General features: G+C 43.0%; 15 protein-coding genes. 6 read left to right on the plus strand and 9 right to left on the minus strand.

Features of this window, described 5'->3' with window-relative positions; all coding sequences use genetic code 11:
- Positions 1 to 81 precede the first annotated feature (81 nt).
- From OCU38_RS05945 to OCU38_RS05955, 3 genes are all read left to right on the plus strand, one after another.
- Positions 82 to 546 (plus strand): ASCH domain-containing protein, encoded by a 465-nt coding sequence (locus OCU38_RS05945; protein ID WP_261824143.1) that lies wholly within the window; start codon positions 82 to 84, stop codon positions 544 to 546.
- Between the two features lie 61 nt (positions 547 to 607).
- Positions 608 to 1,219: a class I SAM-dependent DNA methyltransferase gene (locus OCU38_RS05950; protein WP_261824144.1), complete on the plus strand. Its 612-nt coding sequence runs from the start codon at positions 608 to 610 to the stop codon at positions 1,217 to 1,219.
- 65 nt (positions 1,220 to 1,284) lie between these two features.
- Positions 1,285 to 1,890 (plus strand): glutathione S-transferase family protein, encoded by a 606-nt coding sequence (locus OCU38_RS05955; protein ID WP_261824145.1) that lies wholly within the window; start codon positions 1,285 to 1,287, stop codon positions 1,888 to 1,890.
- Between the two features lie 35 nt (positions 1,891 to 1,925).
- Here the strand turns inward: OCU38_RS05955 and pulA are convergent, their stop codons facing one another.
- On the minus strand, positions 1,926 to 5,147 hold the full coding sequence (gene pulA, locus OCU38_RS05960; protein ID WP_261824146.1) for a pullulanase-type alpha-1,6-glucosidase: 3,222 nt from the start codon (positions 5,145 to 5,147) through the stop codon (positions 1,926 to 1,928).
- Between the two features lie 415 nt (positions 5,148 to 5,562).
- On the opposite strand from pulA, the gene ihfA reads away from it, so the two are divergent.
- On the plus strand, positions 5,563 to 5,865 hold the full coding sequence (ihfA, locus tag OCU38_RS05965) for an integration host factor subunit alpha (protein WP_021713209.1): 303 nt from the start codon (positions 5,563 to 5,565) through the stop codon (positions 5,863 to 5,865).
- A 105-nt stretch (positions 5,866 to 5,970) separates the two neighbouring features.
- Here ihfA and purT read toward each other — a convergent pair whose 3' ends face one another.
- From purT to OCU38_RS05995, 6 genes are all read right to left on the minus strand, one after another.
- Positions 5,971 to 7,146, minus strand: coding sequence for a formate-dependent phosphoribosylglycinamide formyltransferase (gene purT, locus OCU38_RS05970; RefSeq protein WP_261824147.1), 1,176 nt, complete (start codon positions 7,144 to 7,146; stop codon positions 5,971 to 5,973).
- A 150-nt stretch (positions 7,147 to 7,296) separates the two neighbouring features.
- Positions 7,297 to 8,190, minus strand: a complete 894-nt coding sequence (cdd, locus tag OCU38_RS05975) for a cytidine deaminase (protein WP_261824148.1) — start codon at positions 8,188 to 8,190, stop codon at positions 7,297 to 7,299.
- A gap of 227 nt (positions 8,191 to 8,417) precedes the next feature.
- The gene (locus tag OCU38_RS05980; protein ID WP_261824149.1) at positions 8,418 to 9,095 is read right to left on the minus strand and encodes a CidB/LrgB family autolysis modulator; all 678 of its coding nucleotides are present in this window, start codon (positions 9,093 to 9,095) and stop codon (positions 8,418 to 8,420) included.
- Position 9,096: 1 nt separating this feature from the next.
- Positions 9,097 to 9,459 (minus strand): CidA/LrgA family protein, encoded by a 363-nt coding sequence (locus OCU38_RS05985; RefSeq protein ID WP_261824150.1) that lies wholly within the window; start codon positions 9,457 to 9,459, stop codon positions 9,097 to 9,099.
- Between the two features lie 3 nt (positions 9,460 to 9,462).
- On the minus strand, positions 9,463 to 10,881 hold the full coding sequence (gene sbcB, locus OCU38_RS05990; RefSeq protein WP_261824151.1) for an exodeoxyribonuclease I: 1,419 nt from the start codon (positions 10,879 to 10,881) through the stop codon (positions 9,463 to 9,465).
- 140 nt (positions 10,882 to 11,021) lie between these two features.
- Positions 11,022 to 11,684 (minus strand): Rossmann-fold NAD(P)-binding domain-containing protein, encoded by a 663-nt coding sequence (locus OCU38_RS05995; RefSeq protein ID WP_261824152.1) that lies wholly within the window; start codon positions 11,682 to 11,684, stop codon positions 11,022 to 11,024.
- Positions 11,685 to 11,780: 96 nt separating this feature from the next.
- Here OCU38_RS05995 and OCU38_RS06000 point away from each other — a divergent pair, with 96 nt between their 5' ends.
- Positions 11,781 to 12,830, plus strand: a complete 1,050-nt coding sequence (locus OCU38_RS06000; protein ID WP_261824153.1) for a succinylglutamate desuccinylase — start codon at positions 11,781 to 11,783, stop codon at positions 12,828 to 12,830.
- Here OCU38_RS06000 and OCU38_RS06005 read toward each other — a convergent pair.
- Positions 12,827 to 14,008 (minus strand): alpha/beta hydrolase, encoded by a 1,182-nt coding sequence (locus tag OCU38_RS06005; RefSeq protein ID WP_261824154.1) that lies wholly within the window; start codon positions 14,006 to 14,008, stop codon positions 12,827 to 12,829. The two genes, OCU38_RS06000 and OCU38_RS06005, sit on opposite strands and share 4 nt — an antisense overlap.
- A gap of 515 nt (positions 14,009 to 14,523) precedes the next feature.
- Here OCU38_RS06005 and glgC point away from each other — a divergent pair.
- Positions 14,524 to 15,783, plus strand: coding sequence for a glucose-1-phosphate adenylyltransferase (glgC, locus tag OCU38_RS06010; protein ID WP_261824155.1), 1,260 nt, complete (start codon positions 14,524 to 14,526; stop codon positions 15,781 to 15,783).
- Positions 15,784 to 15,815: 32 nt separating this feature from the next.
- Here glgC and OCU38_RS06015 read toward each other — a convergent pair whose 3' ends face one another.
- Positions 15,816 to 17,141: an MATE family efflux transporter gene (locus OCU38_RS06015; protein ID WP_261824156.1), complete on the minus strand. Its 1,326-nt coding sequence runs from the start codon at positions 17,139 to 17,141 to the stop codon at positions 15,816 to 15,818.
- Positions 17,142 to 17,229 lie beyond the last annotated feature (88 nt).

Here is a 17,229-nt window from a genome sequence, read left to right on the forward strand (position 1 = left end):
TTCATTAAATTCATACAAAGTGGCTATGTGGTGAACGTGCAAATTTCAAGACCTGACCCTTTATATTTAGGATAATGTTTCATGGATGAACAATCACAGCAGTATTTAAATCAGTATCTGGGTTCATTGTCGGAGTTGGAGCGCGATAAATATAGCTCATTCAGCTCTGATTATTTTTGCGGTGATGAAGTGAATGCCAATGTATGTGCAGAACTGATTCGTACTGGCGTAAAAACGGCGACATGCAGTTTGGCTGCTTGGTATGACTCTGATGATGAGCCAATGCCAAGTGTAGGACACCTGCAAGTGGTGCTTAATTGGCAACAGCAACCCGTTTGTATTGTTGAAATAGACTCAGTGGAAACATGTCGATATAACGAAGTGACTGCAGAGTTTGCCTTTGCCGAAGGAGAGGGGGATCGCTCGTTAGCATCTTGGCGAGAAACCCACTGGCAGTTCTTTTCTGGTGAATGTGCAGAGCTCAATATTACGCCTAATGATGATATGCTATTGGTTTTAGAGCGTTTCCATGTAGTGTATGAGTAACGTCATCACAAATAGTCCCATATAAACAACTTCCACATCTACGCCAGTAAGGATACGGCTAATGAAACCTTCGCAAATAGAAAAAGCTTACGATCAAATTACGCACTTATGGGAAAGTGAGACATTTGATCGCTCAAATGGCATCGAACAGCATAAAAAAGCGATCTCATTTACGAGTAATAAAAGAAAAGCATTAGATATTGGCTGTGGATGCACAGGACGTTTTATCGAGTTGCTTTTAGAGGAAGGCTTTACGCCTTCGGGTATCGATATATCGTCTAAAATGCTAAAAATCGCAGGGAAAAGACATCCTAACGTTGATTTTACACATGCTGATATCTGTGAGATTGAATTAGAAGATAAGTACGATTTCATTACTGCATGGGACAGCATCTGGCACATACCTCTTGCCGAGCAACGTAATGTCATAAGCAAGATCGTGGCAAGTTTAAATGAAGGCGGTGTGTTCATTTTTTCCTTTGGCGGTTTAACCGAAGAAGGCCACCACACAAATAGCGTAATGGGACCTGAAGTCTATTATTCATCCCTTGGTACTAACGGCTTTTTGAGCTTATTCCTAGAATTAGGATGCGTTATTCGCCATCTCGAATTTGACCAATACCCCGAACTTCACACCTACCTTATCGTAGAAAAGTGCGGGGTCAGGTCTTGAAATTTGCATGCAAATTTCAAGACCTGACCCCGCAATAAAACGGCCCCTTTATAAAGGAATAGATAATGAAAGTATATGGAGATTTACAATCTGGGAATTGCTTGAAAGTTAAGATGTTATTGTCATTTTTACAGATTGAACATGAGTGGATCCATGTTGATATCTTAAATGGTGAGTCAAAAACAGATTCTTTCTTGACGAAATTTCCGAATGGAAAAATTCCTGCAGTGGAATTGGATGACGGGCGTTATTTATGTGAATCTAACGCCATTTTAGGCTTCTTTGCTGAAGATACATCTCTTTTGCCTCATGATAGCTTTCAGAAAGCAAAAGTCTATGAATGGCTGTTCTTTGAGCAGTACAGTCATGAACCCTATATTGCGGTTGCGCGTTTTATTCAAAAGTATCTAGGTATGCCAGAGGAAAGAAGGGATGAGTATTTGTCGCTTCAAGCAGGGGGAAATAAAGCCCTGCAGCTAATGGACAATCAATTGAGTCAGACGACATACCTTGTTGGCAATGAAATGACGATAGCCGATATCGCCTTGTATGCCTACAGCCATATTGCAGATGAAGGTGGATTTGATCTCAATCGATATCCTGCGGTGCAGCGTTGGTGTCGCCAAATTCAATCGATGCCTAGATATGTTGGAATTGGGGTCAGGTCTTGAAATTTGCATGCAAATTTCAAGACCTGACCCCGCAATTAACGTTGTTCGAATATGGCGGCTGTCCAGGCTGGGATTATGGCGATGTTGTCGGTGAGTTCGGTGCCTTGGGTTAGTGAGAATGGGCCTAGTTGCTGGTGGTAGCGGTGCAATTTGAATTGGCTCATGTCCAGTTGGTTTATGGTTTGTAGATCGTTGCGGGCGTTGATTACGATAAGCAGTCTTTGACGCACAGAGTCGATATTTTCAAATGGGGCTCGGTTGTCGATGCTCATTATGATAAGTCCAGGGATCTGCTTTGAGCCAGTATTATGGAATTTAACTCGTTGAATAATTTCTCTGCCATCGCCTAAGGTAAAGAGTGGGCTACTGGCTCGAATTTCCATCATTTCTTTGAAGTAGCGTTCCATTTTAATCATATCGCGGGTCGAAAGTTCCACTTTGCCTTGGGTGTTTTCGTAGATGCTTTCAATCGTTTGCCAATTGTTTTTATCTTTGTCGGCGCTCGGTAGTCCAATATTCCAGTTGTTAGACTGCTTTGTAAAATCGACTTTGTTATACCAATCCCCTGAATTGTACGAATCTCTTTGCATTGATTTTGAGCGCAGTAATTCACTGCCCATATGATGAAAAACCACATTTTGCCCGTACATGACGGTAGCTAGACTAACCGCGTGCATACGGATGCGAGTATTAAGATCTGCATCAAAAGGCGCTTTATATTGCAGGTTATCCCATAGAGTTTGATTGTCGTGTTTTTCAACGTAATTGATGGTTTCCCACGCATCTTTGGCATAACCAGCAGGTTGGTTGTTGTAATCTAATTCAGCGCCGGTAATTGAACGATTTTGACTATCTTGCATCGGATAATCACGTAAATTACCTGCCATACCAAGGCGCACGAGATCGGCAAGATGCTTAGCTTGGGTTTCACTTAGCGCATTTAGCTCATTAGGATAGACAAAAGCGCCATTTCCAAACCCTTGCGATGCTCTTAACTGTGTTGATTGATCAAAGGGGGAACCGCCACGCACCGCATCGCGCATGCGATCGGAAAATGATCCTATACCCGTGCCGTATAAATTGAGCTGTGACGCTTGTTTGAACATTTTATCGTTGGCGACTTCGCCAAAATCCCATCCTTCACCATAAAAATAGACATCTGGATTGATGGCTTTGACGGCATCTAATGAGGCTAATATCTGCGATCTTGGATGATGTCCCATAAGATCCCAGCGAAATGCGTCGATTTTATAATCTTTTGTCCAAACCAATATGGAATCAGTGATCAGCTTTTCCATCATAGCGCGCTCTGGAGCGGTATTGGCGCAACAGGTACTTTGTTCGAGTTCTCCGGTAATAGGATGCAGTCTGTGATAGTAGTTAGGGACAATTTTATCGAGCACTGATTTGTCAGCAAGACCTGCGGCGTGAGTATGGTTATACACCACATCCATCACCACGTTCATTTTTATATCAGACTTAATTGCCGCAACCATAGTGCGAAATTCTAAAATACGTTGCATGCCATTGGCGCTAGTGGCGTATGATCCTTCGGGCGTTGAATAATGGAAGGGATCATAGCCCCAATTGTAGCTGTCGTTTTTAGCGATGATACCGGTTAACTCTTGCACTAGTGGTGTGGTGGAACTGTCCTTGTTTTTGAGTTGTTGCAACACTTGTATTCCCGTTAACGAGCTTTCGCAATACACAGATAAATCGGCATGACGCAACAGCTCTGGGTTAGCCTGACAAAGGGTTTTAAAAGGCTGATTAATATTGGCAATTTCAGTGACTTCTTCATTGATAGTGGCAATATCAAACACGGGTAATAAATGTAAGTGACTTGCTCCACGTCGTGACAGTGATTTCAAATGCTTTACGGGTAATGAATTCTCGTCAGTAAAAGCGAGGTATTTGCCTCGATGTGCTTCGATTGTGGAGAGTTCAAGGGCCGAGAAGTCTCTTACATGCGTTTCATAAATTACAAAAGAAGCCGGATTTTTCTGCGCTACTGGCGCACTTAGCGCATCCCAACCGGCAGGCTTTAATTGTGGATGATTAAGATCCACAACTTGGCTATGTTGCGAGTTGGTGGAAAGACTCAATGAATAAGGGTCGGTAACTGAAACGGTTTCTATTCTTGCTGAGTTTGGATGAAACAGCGTGACTTGATAACGATAGAAATCCCCATGCGTTAGGTTCGCGTATTCAACAAACCAACTTCCTGAACCAATATCACGACGCATGAGAATAGGAGTACCCGCTTGCAACTCTTGGTTAAATGGGATTAGCTTTACTTGCTGCGCGGTAGGTGCCCAAACGCGAAATGAAGTGGTGTTAGTTTCACTATCAACTACCGCACCAAATTGTAACTGTGTTGCGTTTTCGGCATACAAAGCATCCAATAGTGGCGCGAGTTGCACTTTGGTTACCGATTGTAATGTTGCAGGTTGATTGGCCTCTTTTTTATCACGGCTATAACTGGCAACCCAGATCTGCCCGCGAATTAAATGATCAATTGAACCGCCAGTATCATTAATTTGCAGTTGATAAGCGTTAAACTGCGTCGAAAGGTGAGGATATTGCGCCTTCCATGAATCATCAGCTGTTTCAATAAGGGAGAGTGTTTTCGATGCTCCTTCAATCTGGTTTTGTTGTTCGTTGACACTCATTCCGCCTGTTGCCGCAATCACAAGTTGAGCTTGCTCAGTTTCAATAGGAAGTAATATCAGCGAAGGTGTGATCCAATGTGCTTTAGCATCTTGCACAGCAATGGACGATTTAGGCAGAGTTCTTGATGGGGTATAAAAAACGCGATTCGTATCTTTGAACACATAACCTACCTTAGCGCCTGGTGCGGATGATTGTGCAAACATCAGTTTTAAGTGAGATGTTTGATAATTAGGATCAAAGCTGTGCGGCATAAAGTTAACGCAGCTTGCATTGGTTTCGATAGGGATATCCCAATACAGCCCATAATTGGGATTACGTCCACTAGGCTCTAGCCCATAATTCCAGTCTGTATCGTCACTTTGATAGCCAGAACACTGTTTAGTGTTCCAAACATGCAATGTGTATTCGACGCTGGTTTGACCGTCATTAAAATAAATTCGCGCAATATTGGGGTTACTTAGAGTCACGCTATCGAGGGTGTCTTGCTGGTTCGATCCGCTGGAGCAGGCGAGGGTAGAAAGTGCAATTATGCTACTAAAACAAAGTCTAAAATAACGCTCAAAAGGTGAAAATAACGCGGTCATGAAATTCCTTTTCCAACAACTTTTCTAGCCGATTTGTGTAATGAAAACTTTAATATCATTACCTCAGCTTATCTGTCTTTGCCAATATTCCCTATTAACATAGTAGAACAACCGACTGAAATTACTGAAAATATGACACTTTTTTGTAATCTTTACTTATAATTAAGTAGCCTTTAATTATAAAATTTAACGTAAATGTAGTTGAATTTTCTAAGTGTCTAATTCTTATAAATTTTATTTAGAAAAAAGTTGGCGAAAGTGAAAACCTTGTCATACACTTTCGAACGAGTCATCAATATGTAGTTGATTGTAGAGACAAATTTTAGGAGCTAACGTAAGGTTTCATTTGGTTTGAAATCGTGGAGGGATTAACTCCAGCGTAGCTATTGATTCATCTAGCTTTGAGGGAAGTTTTATGGCGCTTACCAAGGCCGATTTGGCTGAAAACCTGTTTGAAAATCTTGGGTATAGTAAACGGGATGCCAAGGAAACCGTGGAAGTGTTTTTTGAAGAAATTCGGAAATCACTCGAAAGTGGCGAACAGGTAAAACTATCTGGATTCGGTAACTTTGATCTACGGGAAAAGAAAGAACGTCCTGGACGAAACCCAAAAACAGGGGAAGATATACCTATTTCCGCACGTCGCGTGGTCACATTTAGACCAGGTCAGAAGCTGAAAGCTCGCGTTGAAGAGCTGAAAAAAGACGACGTAAAATAATACGTTGCTCATTAACAGTTTAAATATTTAGCGGTTTAACAAAAAAGAGGTCTTAAGACCTCTTTTTTAGTATCTAGCGTCTACTAAAACCAGTAACAGTTACGGTTAGTAGTTAATTTTGATCTTCTTAGCAGCGCTGGTTGCCGAGTGGACAGCTAACGTAGTGTCTTTAGCGCGAGTTAAAATCACTCCTAAGCGGCGGCGGCCATCGATATCAGGCTTACCAAATAGGCGAATTTGCGTATCAGGATTAGCAACGGCTTCGTCGATGCCAGTGTAAGAAAGATTAGTTGACGTGCCTTGACCAAGAATCACAGCGGAAGCTGCTGGACCTGTTTGTCTGATCTTATTGATAGGGCTACCGGTAAATGCGCGCACGTGCAGGGCAAATTCAGACATATCTTGAGAGATCATAGTCACCATGCCAGTATCATGCGGGCGAGGAGAGACTTCATTAAAGATCACTTTATCGCCTTTAATAAACAGCTCTACGCCAAAGATGCCGTAGCCACCCAATGCATTGACGATTTGCTCTGCAACGTATTCAGCGGCTTTAATAGCCACTTCTGACATCTGTTGTGGCTGCCAAGATTCACGGTAATCACCATCTTCTTGACGGTGACCAATTGGTGCACAGAAGTGAACACCGTCAACAGCACGCACTGTCAGCAGGGTAATTTCATAATCAAAATCAATGAAGCCTTCAACAATCACTCGGCCTTCGCCACTGCGACCGCCTTCTTGAGAGTAGTCCCATGCTTTCTGTACATCGTCAGCAGTGCGCATAACGCTTTGTCCTTTGCCTGATGAGCTCATTACAGGCTTAACCACGCACGGCAGGCCAACTTCTTCTACAGCTTGCGAGAACTCCTCAAAGGTATCAGCAAAACGATACTCAGAAGTGGTTAGGTGCAATTCTTCACCTGCAAGGCGACGGATGCCTTCGCGGTTCATTGTCAGTTGCGTAGCGCGAGCGTTAGGCACAACGGTTGTGCCTTTCTTTTCAAGCTCAACTAAAGTGTCGGTCGCAATCGCTTCGATTTCAGGAACGATATAAGTTGGCTTTTCTTGTTCGACTATCTTAGCCAGAGCATCGCCATCTAGCATATCAAGTACGTAGCTGCGGTGAGCAACTTGCATCGCTGGGGCATTGTCGTATTTATCACAAGCGATAACTTCAATACCTAGACGTTGGCATTCAATTGCCACTTCTTTACCTAGCTCACCAGAGCCGAGCAATAAAACTTTAGTTGCACTTGGTGCTGTTGCCGTACCCAACATAGTCGTTCCTTTAAAGATTATGATTTTTTTAGCTGATAATACTCATTTTTTAATAGAGCGCAATCGTTTGCCTAACGATATTTGGTAAATTTTTATGAGAACACCATAACCAAGGCTATGGTGTTTTTTTGCGGAGGATTTTTGCGCAAATTACGCATCTAATGCAATGTAAGTAAACGCAATATCGGGGTTTATCGCTTCTAAGGTATTTTGTGTATCCGCAAGATGCGACATAGAAGCATCATTGATTTCCGCAAGTGCCACCTGTTTAATGTGCGAAAAGTCCATTCCTTGCATTTGCAATTGCACTAATGCCACTTGTAATGGCGGCAGGCTTGGATTAAATGCGGCATTTTCAGCGTAACTGCCGTGCACCGTCGTGCCATCAAGCATCTCAATCGCCACTCCGCTGTAGTTTTTGGTATAAGGCGCGTGACTCTTGTTTAGTGCGATGATCGCGTCAGTAACAAGCGCGTCGTCGTTGGCACTGGAAAAGCCATGATCAATTGGCGACATAAGCCCAGATTCAATGCCTAAATCTTTAGGCCCAAACGACTCTGGTAAATACTCCTGCAAACTTTTAGCATCCATAGATGGCAGTTGTACGGTGAGTTGCTGCGCGCTGGATAGCTCGTTCATAAACTGTCGGCAGTGTCCGCAAGGGCTAAAGTTGATGGTGATGTCGACAATTTCTTGTTCACCTTTCATCCATGCATGGCTAATGGCGGATTGCTCCGCATGCACCGTTTGCCCAAGTTGTACGTTGCTAAATTCTAGATTGGCACCAAAATAGAGATTGTTGGTCGCGCCTTTTACAATCGCCCCTACGTTAAATTTTGAGATAGGCGTAATCGAGAAAGCGGCCGCAAAAGGTAACAGTGTCACTTTTAGTTGTTGTTCATCTAAAGCGGTGCATTGTTGCAATTGCTTAACTTGCTGCGGAGTTAGCACACCTGCAAAAGAAGCGGAATCGAAAATGGCTTTAAAAGTATCAACATAGTCTGCAGGAAGGTCATTGTAGAGATGCTTAAATCGTGGATTCATTGCTCGTTCCTAATAGTGATAGGGCGAAATAGTGTATCGAGTGTAGATGACACAATTCAATAATGTCTATTACGTGTTTATGAATGCGTAATTTTGTCTGGTAAGGATACTGGATTTAGCCCATTAAAAGTGAAACCGTTACCAAGGTAAACGGTTTCGTTCACAGAGAATGTGCTTTTAAGCGCAATTTGCAGTGGCGGCTTGTAACGCCTTGTTGTTAAAGATAATTAGGAAATTAGATGCAACATGAAGGTCATCACAAAGGGCGCAAGCAAAGAGGTGATAACGCCACAAAGCACCAAAGCCAATGAGCTAAATGCCGCATCTTTTTGATTGTGCTCAAATGCCGTCGCTGTGCCTAATGCGTGACTACAAGTACCCATACTCAACCCCTTTGCAATAGGGTGTTTGATATTGAGCATTTTAAAAATCGGATAGCCAAGTAACGAACCTGTAAGCCCTGCTAGCAACACCAAAATCGCCGCTACGGCGGGCTCGCCGCCAAGCTCAGTGGAAACCTGCATGGCAATTGCAGTTGTAACGGATTTCCCCATCATACTGGCGAGCAGTTGTGAGTCTGCACCTAACATAGCCGCTAGCGTACCTGCGGTTAACATCGAGCCTAAACTGCCAATAACACAAGTAGTTAGAATTAACTTCCATTTGGCGCGAATTTCATTGAGCTGTTCGTAAAGTGGGTACGCCAGCGCAACAACGGCAGGTTGCAGTAGATGCTGAATGATCTGATTGCCTTCGTAGTACTTTTGATAAGGCACCTTAAACAGCAGCAAAAACGGGATAAGAATTGCCATACTGATCAATAGAGGATTCGCTAAAGGGTTATTGGCTTTTTTGGCAATAAATTTTGCAATGAAGTAAACAATAATGCTTAACAGTAACCACATATTATCGATCCTCGTTAAGCAGTTTATCGAGCACTAACGATAAAATACACAACACAAAAAGAGTGCCGAATACGGTGCTAATTATGATGGCTAAAGCATTATCGACAAGGATTTGATAGTGAATCATTAAACCGGTGCTGATTGGGATAAACAATAAAATCATGTACTTAATCAGTAATGAGGCACTAGGTTGAACCCAGTGAGGTTTAACAAGGCCACTGACCAAGCCCACAAACAGAATCAACAATCCAATGACACTGCCCGGAACAGACAGTGCGAAAAGGTCTTGCAACCAATTACCTAACGCGAGAGATGCGGCAATTAATGCTGCACTAAGAAGGTAGAAAAAAGCTTTGTTTATCATAAATCAGGAAACCAACTTTTGAACATAGAGATAGACGGCTTTTAAAATTTTCATTTTTTGTTCGTCGTCTTGGTATTGAGAGCCTAAGTTTTCTAAGTTTAACATGTAATTGGGCAACTCGTTTTCAAACATATCGCGACATTGGCGGAGCCATTGTTTCTGTTCTTGATCGGTTAAAGTATGAAAGAAGTTACGAGCGCGGTAGTTAAACAATAAAGGCATGATGCGCGGATCAGATACCTGGATATCTAATGCCCCCAATACTTCCGGCTCAGCTTCTCGGATAATGCGCATTTGCGCTTTATCCGCCGGTGAGAAGAAGCCGTCGTAAAGCAGCTCGTCGACAGTTTTGCTGTTGGCTGGATATTCGCGGTTTTGCGAGAACACCGCATCCAGTTTTTCGCGTATTTCAGGATGTTGTAATAAGCGTTGTTGGGTCTTAATGCATTGCTCTTTATTGAGTTGAGTGCGCTGCTCGGCTTCGGCGGTTAACACTCCAAGCGGGGCTAAAATAGGGCACTTATTGAGATGCACTAATTTGACTGGAATAGGCAGTTCATCTTCTGCTAACTCGCTACGCTTGGTGTATAAGCGTTGCTTGATTTGTTCGGCGGATAGTTCAATTAAAGGCGAGATATCTTGGGTAAGATCAACGGCAATCAAGGCTTTAGTGGGAGTCCAACCAATAGGGCCCACCAAGGTCGCTTTTAAGTGTTCATTGCTTAACATGCCAGAGACATGCACCAGTGGATTCATGGTGACAATATCCACCAAGGCATTGAGCTTTTGTTTGCCTCTGTGTTTAAAGAAGAAATCAAACAGCTTAGGTTGAAACTGTTTTACTTTTTTTGCCAACTCAATCGTGGCGTAGACATCGGCCATCGCATCGTGAGCATTGCTGTGCTCAATGCCGTTTGCCACCGATAGGTGTTCTAAGCGAAAACTGGTATTGCCGTCCTCGTTTTCTGGCCAATTAATGCCTTCAGGACGCAGTGCATGACAGGCGCGCATAACATCTAATAAATCCCAACGAGAGTTGCCATTTTTGTAGCTCCACTCATAAGGTTCAATAAAGTTGCGATAACAGGTATATCGAGTCACTTCATCATCAAAACGAACGCTATTGTAGCCAAGGGTACAAGTGTTGGGACGGCTCATTTCGTTGTGAATGGCAGTGATAAACTCAGGTTCAGATAAGCCTTCTTGCATCGCCTTTTGCGGGGTAATTCCGGTCACTAATGCCGCTTCTGGATTGGGCAGATAATCTGCCGGTGGTCGGCAATAGATCACTAAAGGCTCACCAATCACATTAAGATCCGCGTCGGTGCGAACCCCTGCAAATTGACAAGGTCTGTCTTTGGCTGGGTTCACGCCCCAAGTCTCATAGTCGAAAAAGAAAAAGGTGGATTGCTCCGTGTGCATAAAAAATATCCAAAGATCAGAGTGTTGTCAGTTATTAGACCATTGCGTTAAGCGTATAGCAAACCAGTAACACTATCTAGGCGCGGAAAGTAATGTAAGCGCTTATATTAAAGGCAACTAGGGCTGCTAACGCAGCGGTCTTAAGAGTTACTCAGTTGTCGGTAGTGGGCGATGGTTGTATTAGATGTATGCGACTCGTGGCAAAGTGATTTGATTAAGTATTTGGCAACATCGTCTGCTTGCACAGGGCGCAGATTTTGCAATGGCCCTAACATTATTGGGCTAACCACCTTAAGTAGCTTTTGCACAATTATCTCATCTCGCCTAGGGGCTGAACGCTCGCCAACAAGTGGCCCAGGACGGGCAAAAATTAGCTGTTCAAACCCAAGTTGTGAGACATCTCGCTCCATTTCGCCTTTGCATTTTAGGTAGTGCGACAGGGAATTTGCATTTGCGCCAAAACTTGAGACCACCGCCAGTCGGCGTACGCCAAGTGCTTGCATCTGTTTGGCAAATTTAAGCACCAAATCATGGTCAATACGGTATAAGCCTTGCGCACTGCCTGCTTGTTTTTTGGTGGTGCCTAAACAGATGATGCCAAGCTCGGCGATAGGTTCTTGTAAAGTGAAAAACTCATCATTGGCTAAGGTAATAAAGTGATTATGTTGAGTTGTGATAGGGCTTCGTGTTGGAATATACAAAGCATTGACAAGCTCAGGGTGCAAGGTGAGATAAGCCATCACGCTTTGACCAATTAAACCTGTACCTCCCGCTAAGATGATGTTGGGCTTTGTGATTGTCATAAAGAATGCCTATGAATCTTCTGTTATCGGAAGCAAGTTTGGGTATGATGTTATATCAATGTTAATCGAACATAAACAGCTAAGGAAGGGCAGTCTATGGCAAAAGCATTATTTGAATCATCATTTTTACAAGAGACTTTGCAACCGAATCCCAATTCACCTCGAGCTGTGACCTTAGGTAATGGCGTTAAAATGGAGCTGTTACAAACAGGGATATTGCAGATAACTCCAGCGCTTTCTAGACAAAATGAGGATCAAAATAGCAAACATATTGTCATTTCCAGTGCGATACACGGCAATGAAACTGCGCCGATTGAAATGGTTGATACGTTGGCAAGCTTGATAGCAGAACAAAAATTAACGCCTGTACATCATTTACTGCTGATTATCGCGCATCCACAATCGATTGTTGCCGAGCAGCGCTTCATTGATACCAATCTAAACCGCTTATTTGGCGAGCAGAATTATCCTGAATCTTTAGAGCTAGCGATTGCCGATGATTTAAAAGCCAGCGTAAGCCAATTTTGGCGAGGGACAGCAATGCAAGCACGCTGGCATTTAGACATGCATTGCTCCATTCGAGCCTCGAAACATTATACCTTTTCTATTATCCCGCAATCGTCTTATGCCACACGCAGTAAAGAGTTTATCGAGTTCATGCAGTTTGGCCATATCGAGGCACTATTACTCTCTGACGAGCCTTCTAGCACCTTTAGTTGGTATAGTGCGAGTCAGTTTGGCGCGCAAGCCGCTACCGTTGAGCTTGGGCAGGTGGCAAAATTTGGCTGTAACGATAAACAGAAGTTGGCTGAATTTAATCAAGCATTAATCAATCTCATTCAATGCGAGCAAGCAGAACGCACAACCTTGGCGGATTCGGCAATGATCTTCTACGAGGTGAACTGCTCTATCTATCGCCAACATCAAGAGTTTGAGCTGTTCTTTGATAAAGCATTGGCGAATTTTTCAAGCTTTGCGATAAATGAGGTGTTGGGCAAAGATGGGGAGCAGCTATTAACCATGCCTATCGAGCAAGGTCGAATCGTATTTCCTAATGCCAATGTAGAGTTAAAACAAAGGGCAGCACTGATAGTTAAACCGTGTGCTACCCAATATGTTGACGAGCAACTGACGATTATTGATTAATCGTTTGCTGGCGAACTGCGCTGCAAAAATTCGCTCATCCTGTGCATGCTTTGCGCAAAATAAGGGTTCCAACTGGTGCGAGCCCTTACCATTGACTCATCACCATCCCCATAAGAGGCGAACCATACTTGGTCACTGGCAACCTTAGTGCAGTCTTTTGGCGCATCGACAGGTTGCTGGTGGAAACAAAAGCGCACTTTACCGTCTCTTTTATACATCGGATTGTTGGGAGAAAACCCCAATGACACATGCGACGCACTCAAGATTTTTTGTTCTGGTAAATGCATCGAAAAGGACGTGATTCGCGGGTCGTCAAACTGGGTTTCACCAAACCAAAGCACTTCACTGTTTAAATTAGTAAATTGCTGACTAAACGTATTGACCGCAAATTGAGAATCGATGGTTTCATCTGCTTCACTGAGCATCATAAAGGTCGGCTTGGTATAGGGTTGCTGTTCTAGGTCGTCTCTCACCAGTTGCGATGTGCCGTAGTAGGTAGCCGCGCCTTTCATGTGTAAGGAGTTGTAGCGAGTGTAATTGTCTTCTTTTACTTTACTTTCCCAATTGACAAATTTGCTGGCCAAAGGAGAAAGGAAAGTAAGGGCGTTTCTTGGCTTGAATGCAGGAGAAAACAACAACAGACCTTTTATCTCGGGTTTCTGATAGGCAAGGGCAGTCACTAGGTTGGCTCCGGTAGAAAACCCCCCTAACCAAACCCCATCTACCTTTTTACTCAGCAATTGATATTGGTGAGAAACGGCTTGTTGCCAATCTTCTAACTCAGGTAAAGATAAATCGGCGGGCTTGCTTCCGTGACCTGGTAACAAAATGACGCGCACAAGAAAACCATCAGCGGCCAAAACAGGGGCGATGTCATGATAGAAGTAGGGCGAGTCACCTAAACCATGCACCAGTAATACGCCTTGTCCGTTTGGATGCTCTGGCACAATTTCAAAGGGCATCACAGTGTTTAACTCTGTGTCTTTGTCATTGCTTACATACACTCGGTGTTGTGCTAGCCATTGGTGGGTTTGCTGCAAATAGTCTTGATAGTTCGACTGCATATATGGCGCGAGAGAGTCCGAGGCGATGTATTCAGGGCTTTCGGGCTGATTATCACAGCCGGATATAATTAGCAAACAAGCACCAAGAGCCACGATTTTGTGTATAGAACGCACTAATAATACCTTTATTATTAACTTAACAATATATTATAAATTGTATGAATGTGATGCATTCATGATTCAAAATATGAAAATAAAAAGAGATTTAATTTCATCGTAATGTAACTTAAATATCGAAGAAACAAAGTAATATTGTAATAACTGAATCCTAATATTCAATATTATTCAGTTACATTTTTCTGTATTGACTAAATACGATAAAGCTATAAACATGGCAGAACAATTATCAGTTTTAGTGATAAGGAAAATGTAAATTAATGTGGTTTATAGTGAGTGCTATGTGATTAATGTCACTAAATGACACAAAAATTAATGCATACAGTGATCTTTGTCACGTATATGTAGCAGGTGAGTTTGAATTCACAAAAAGTGTGACTTCAAGCATACATATTTTGACTGTTTAATTTACTATTATCCAACGACGTACAATTAGAGCTTCTAAAAGCCGAGTGTCGATCTTAATTTATTATTACTTAATTATATTAGTTCAATGTTAGAGGCCCCCATAAATGACGGAACATAATAACAATTACTCGCATTTGTCGAGTAACAAGCTAGTACGAAATACAGTAGCATTAGTGCTAGCGGGCGGGAAAGGTACTCGCCTCAAGGGATTGACAAAAGAAATTGCTAAACCAGCGGTTTCTTTTGGTGGAAAATACCAAATTATCGATTTTACACTTTCAAACTGTATAAACTCAGGTATTCGCCGTGTTGGTGTTTTAACTCAGTTTATGGCACATGATTTGATTGATCACGTGCAAAAAGGGTGGGGCTTTATGACCAACTCTACACTGGATGAAGGTGTTGCAATTATTCCTGCACAGCAACGTACTGGTGAAACTTGGTACCGTGGTACTGCTGATGCGGTTTATCAAAACTTGGATTTAATTCGCAGACGTAAATGTGAACAAGTATTAATCCTTGGTGGCGATCATATCTACAAAATGGACTACTCTCGCATGCTTAACTTCCATGCGGAAAGTGGTGCAGATGTGACTGTTGCGTGTATCAAAAAACCTATCGAGCAAGCGTCGTCTTTTGGTGTAATGTCACTGGATGAAAACGGACGTATCGTTAAGTTTGATGAGAAGCCAGAAAACCCAACGCCACACCCGAAAGATCCAAGCAAAGCATTGGTTTCTATGGGTATCTACATTTTTAATGCGGACATTCTAGATAAAGAATTAAACGACGCGTTACTTGACCCTACGTATAATCACGATTTCGGTCACAACATTATTCCTAACCTTTTAGAGCGCGCAAAAGTTAATGGTTACGTGTTCACTGAGAGCCACCCAGGCCACAATGGTTACTGGCGTGATGTAGGTGACTTGGATGAGTACTACGCGGCAAACATGGATCTTGTAGCTCCAGAACCAGAATTGGATCTATACGACCATTCTTGGCCTGTCATTACGCAGCAGCAGCAACGTCCGGGCGCAAAATTCATCTTTAATGATGAAGGTCGCAAAGGTTTTGCAGTTGATTCAGTACTGTCTGCAGGTACGGTGATTTCTGGCGCTGAAATTAATCATTCTTTAGTGGCATTTAACTGCCGTATTGAAGAAGGTTCAGTCATCAAAGATTGTGTGATTTTACCAGAAGTGGTGATTGGTAAGAACTGTCGCTTAACTAAAGTGATTGTTGGCGACCATACTATCATTCCTGATGGCACAGTTATCGGTGAGAACCCAGAAGAAGATGCTAAATTGTATGAAGTGACTAAAGGCGGCGTCATCTTGGTGACGGAAGCAAACTTTAAATAATCACCTCAACATAGAATTTAGATAAATGGAGCCTAATGGCTCCATTTTTTTTGTAACGAAAGGAGTGTTTTACGATAGTGATACCAAGAAAATAGGCCGGCAAAAGAGTTACCGATGGCAGCGCCGATAAAGAGTCCGAACAAACCCCCTAGACAAGCCCCTAAATACAAACAAGGTAAAAAGAACACAAACAAGCGGAAACACGAGATAAGTAGCGCTTTCATGGGTTGGCCTAATGCGTTTGATACCGAAACTAACAAGATGCAAATGCCCAGTGGTGCCAGACTAAGTGGAACTATGGTTAAGTGCATGTTCAAAATGGCTCCGACGCTTTGCTCGCCCGACATCAGCGCAGAAAGTTGCCCTGAAATGAGTAATGTGAGTAGGGCGATGATGACTTGTGAGCAGAGAATATATAAACAGGCAATCTTAACCAGTGCTGCGATTTTAATGCTGTTTTTTTCGCCCAAATAGCGACCAATCATAGGCGGCATCGACATAGTGAGTGCCAGTACCGAAACGATAGCGAAAAATTCATAGCGACTGCCTAGAGCCCAAGCCGCAACCGCAGCAGTGCCATACGAAGCAAGTAATTTAGTGGAGAGCATGGCAGCCAAAGGTGGCATCAGTTGGCTGGTCATCGCTGGCATCATGATGGCCAGTAGTGACATTACGCTTTGTTTTATGTGCAGTCCATTCCAATTAAAGGTGTAGTAGCCCTTGTTACGGGTTCGATAGATCACATACACAATGCCGATGCTGAAAGAAAGAATAGTGGCAATGGCGGCGCCATGAATGCCCATATCAAAATAGAAAATAAACAGTGGGTCGAGTGCTACGTTAAGTAAACTGGTCACCACCATCATAATTCCGGGCAACAGCGTATTACCATTTGCTCGGCAAACACTGTACAAAAAGTACAGCGCCGCACCGACCCATGCACTGGCAAGCCAGACAATCCAATAGGTATCGATGATCGGCATGATCTGCTGTGTTGCGCCCAATAACCCCAGTAAAGGTGCACGCACGAGATACAACAGCAAGCAAATGAAAGCGCAGCCAATAGTGCCAACGGCCAAAATTAATCCGCCAAGTTGTTTGGCTTTTTCGGTTTCCGCTGCGCCTAAGGTTTGCGCAATAACAGCAGTAGTCGCAATCCCTAATCCTACTTGTACACCAATGATTAATTGACCTATGGGCAAAGTGAAGCCTTGCGCGGCCAGAGGTAATACACCCAATTGCGCGATAAAGGCTGAATCTATGAGCTGAAAACTCATTAAAGAGAGCACGCCAAAGATCATCGGCCATGTCATTTTAAAAAGCTCAATACCTAAGGTGCGGCTAGTGTTTGATTTCATTGATATCCGATCAGTTATTAAGGGATAAGTGAATGCCATGTGTCGTTAGCTGTTAACTATTATCTATGCGTAGCTAACTATGAGCTAT

Origin of the sequence: Vibrio neonatus (assembly GCF_024346975.1) — a bacterium.
Taxonomy (GTDB): domain Bacteria; phylum Pseudomonadota; class Gammaproteobacteria; order Enterobacterales; family Vibrionaceae; genus Vibrio; species Vibrio neonatus.

Bases quoted from the DNA above. Each gene is read 5' to 3' on its own strand.
- sbcB (WP_261824151.1), bottom strand. From the start codon at position 10,881: ATGCACACGGAGCAATCCACCTTTTTCTTTTTCGACTATGAGACTTGG.
- OCU38_RS05995 (WP_261824152.1), bottom strand. From the start codon at position 11,684: ATGACAATCACAAAGCCCAACATCATCTTAGCGGGAGGTACAGGTTTA.
- glgC (WP_261824155.1), top strand. From the start codon at position 14,524: ATGACGGAACATAATAACAATTACTCGCATTTGTCGAGTAACAAGCTA.
- OCU38_RS05985 (WP_261824150.1), bottom strand. From the start codon at position 9,459: ATGATAAACAAAGCTTTTTTCTACCTTCTTAGTGCAGCATTAATTGCC.
- pulA (WP_261824146.1), bottom strand. From the start codon at position 5,147: ATGACCGCGTTATTTTCACCTTTTGAGCGTTATTTTAGACTTTGTTTT.
- OCU38_RS05950 (WP_261824144.1), top strand. From the start codon at position 608: ATGAAACCTTCGCAAATAGAAAAAGCTTACGATCAAATTACGCACTTA.
- purT (WP_261824147.1), bottom strand. From the start codon at position 7,146: ATGTTGGGTACGGCAACAGCACCAAGTGCAACTAAAGTTTTATTGCTC.
- OCU38_RS06000 (WP_261824153.1), top strand. From the start codon at position 11,781: ATGGCAAAAGCATTATTTGAATCATCATTTTTACAAGAGACTTTGCAA.
- cdd (WP_261824148.1), bottom strand. From the start codon at position 8,190: ATGAATCCACGATTTAAGCATCTCTACAATGACCTTCCTGCAGACTAT.
- OCU38_RS05955 (WP_261824145.1), top strand. From the start codon at position 1,285: ATGAAAGTATATGGAGATTTACAATCTGGGAATTGCTTGAAAGTTAAG.
- ihfA (WP_021713209.1), top strand. From the start codon at position 5,563: ATGGCGCTTACCAAGGCCGATTTGGCTGAAAACCTGTTTGAAAATCTT.
- OCU38_RS06015 (WP_261824156.1), bottom strand. From the start codon at position 17,141: ATGAAATCAAACACTAGCCGCACCTTAGGTATTGAGCTTTTTAAAATG.
- OCU38_RS05980 (WP_261824149.1), bottom strand. From the start codon at position 9,095: ATGTGGTTACTGTTAAGCATTATTGTTTACTTCATTGCAAAATTTATT.
- OCU38_RS05945 (WP_261824143.1), top strand. From the start codon at position 82: ATGGATGAACAATCACAGCAGTATTTAAATCAGTATCTGGGTTCATTG.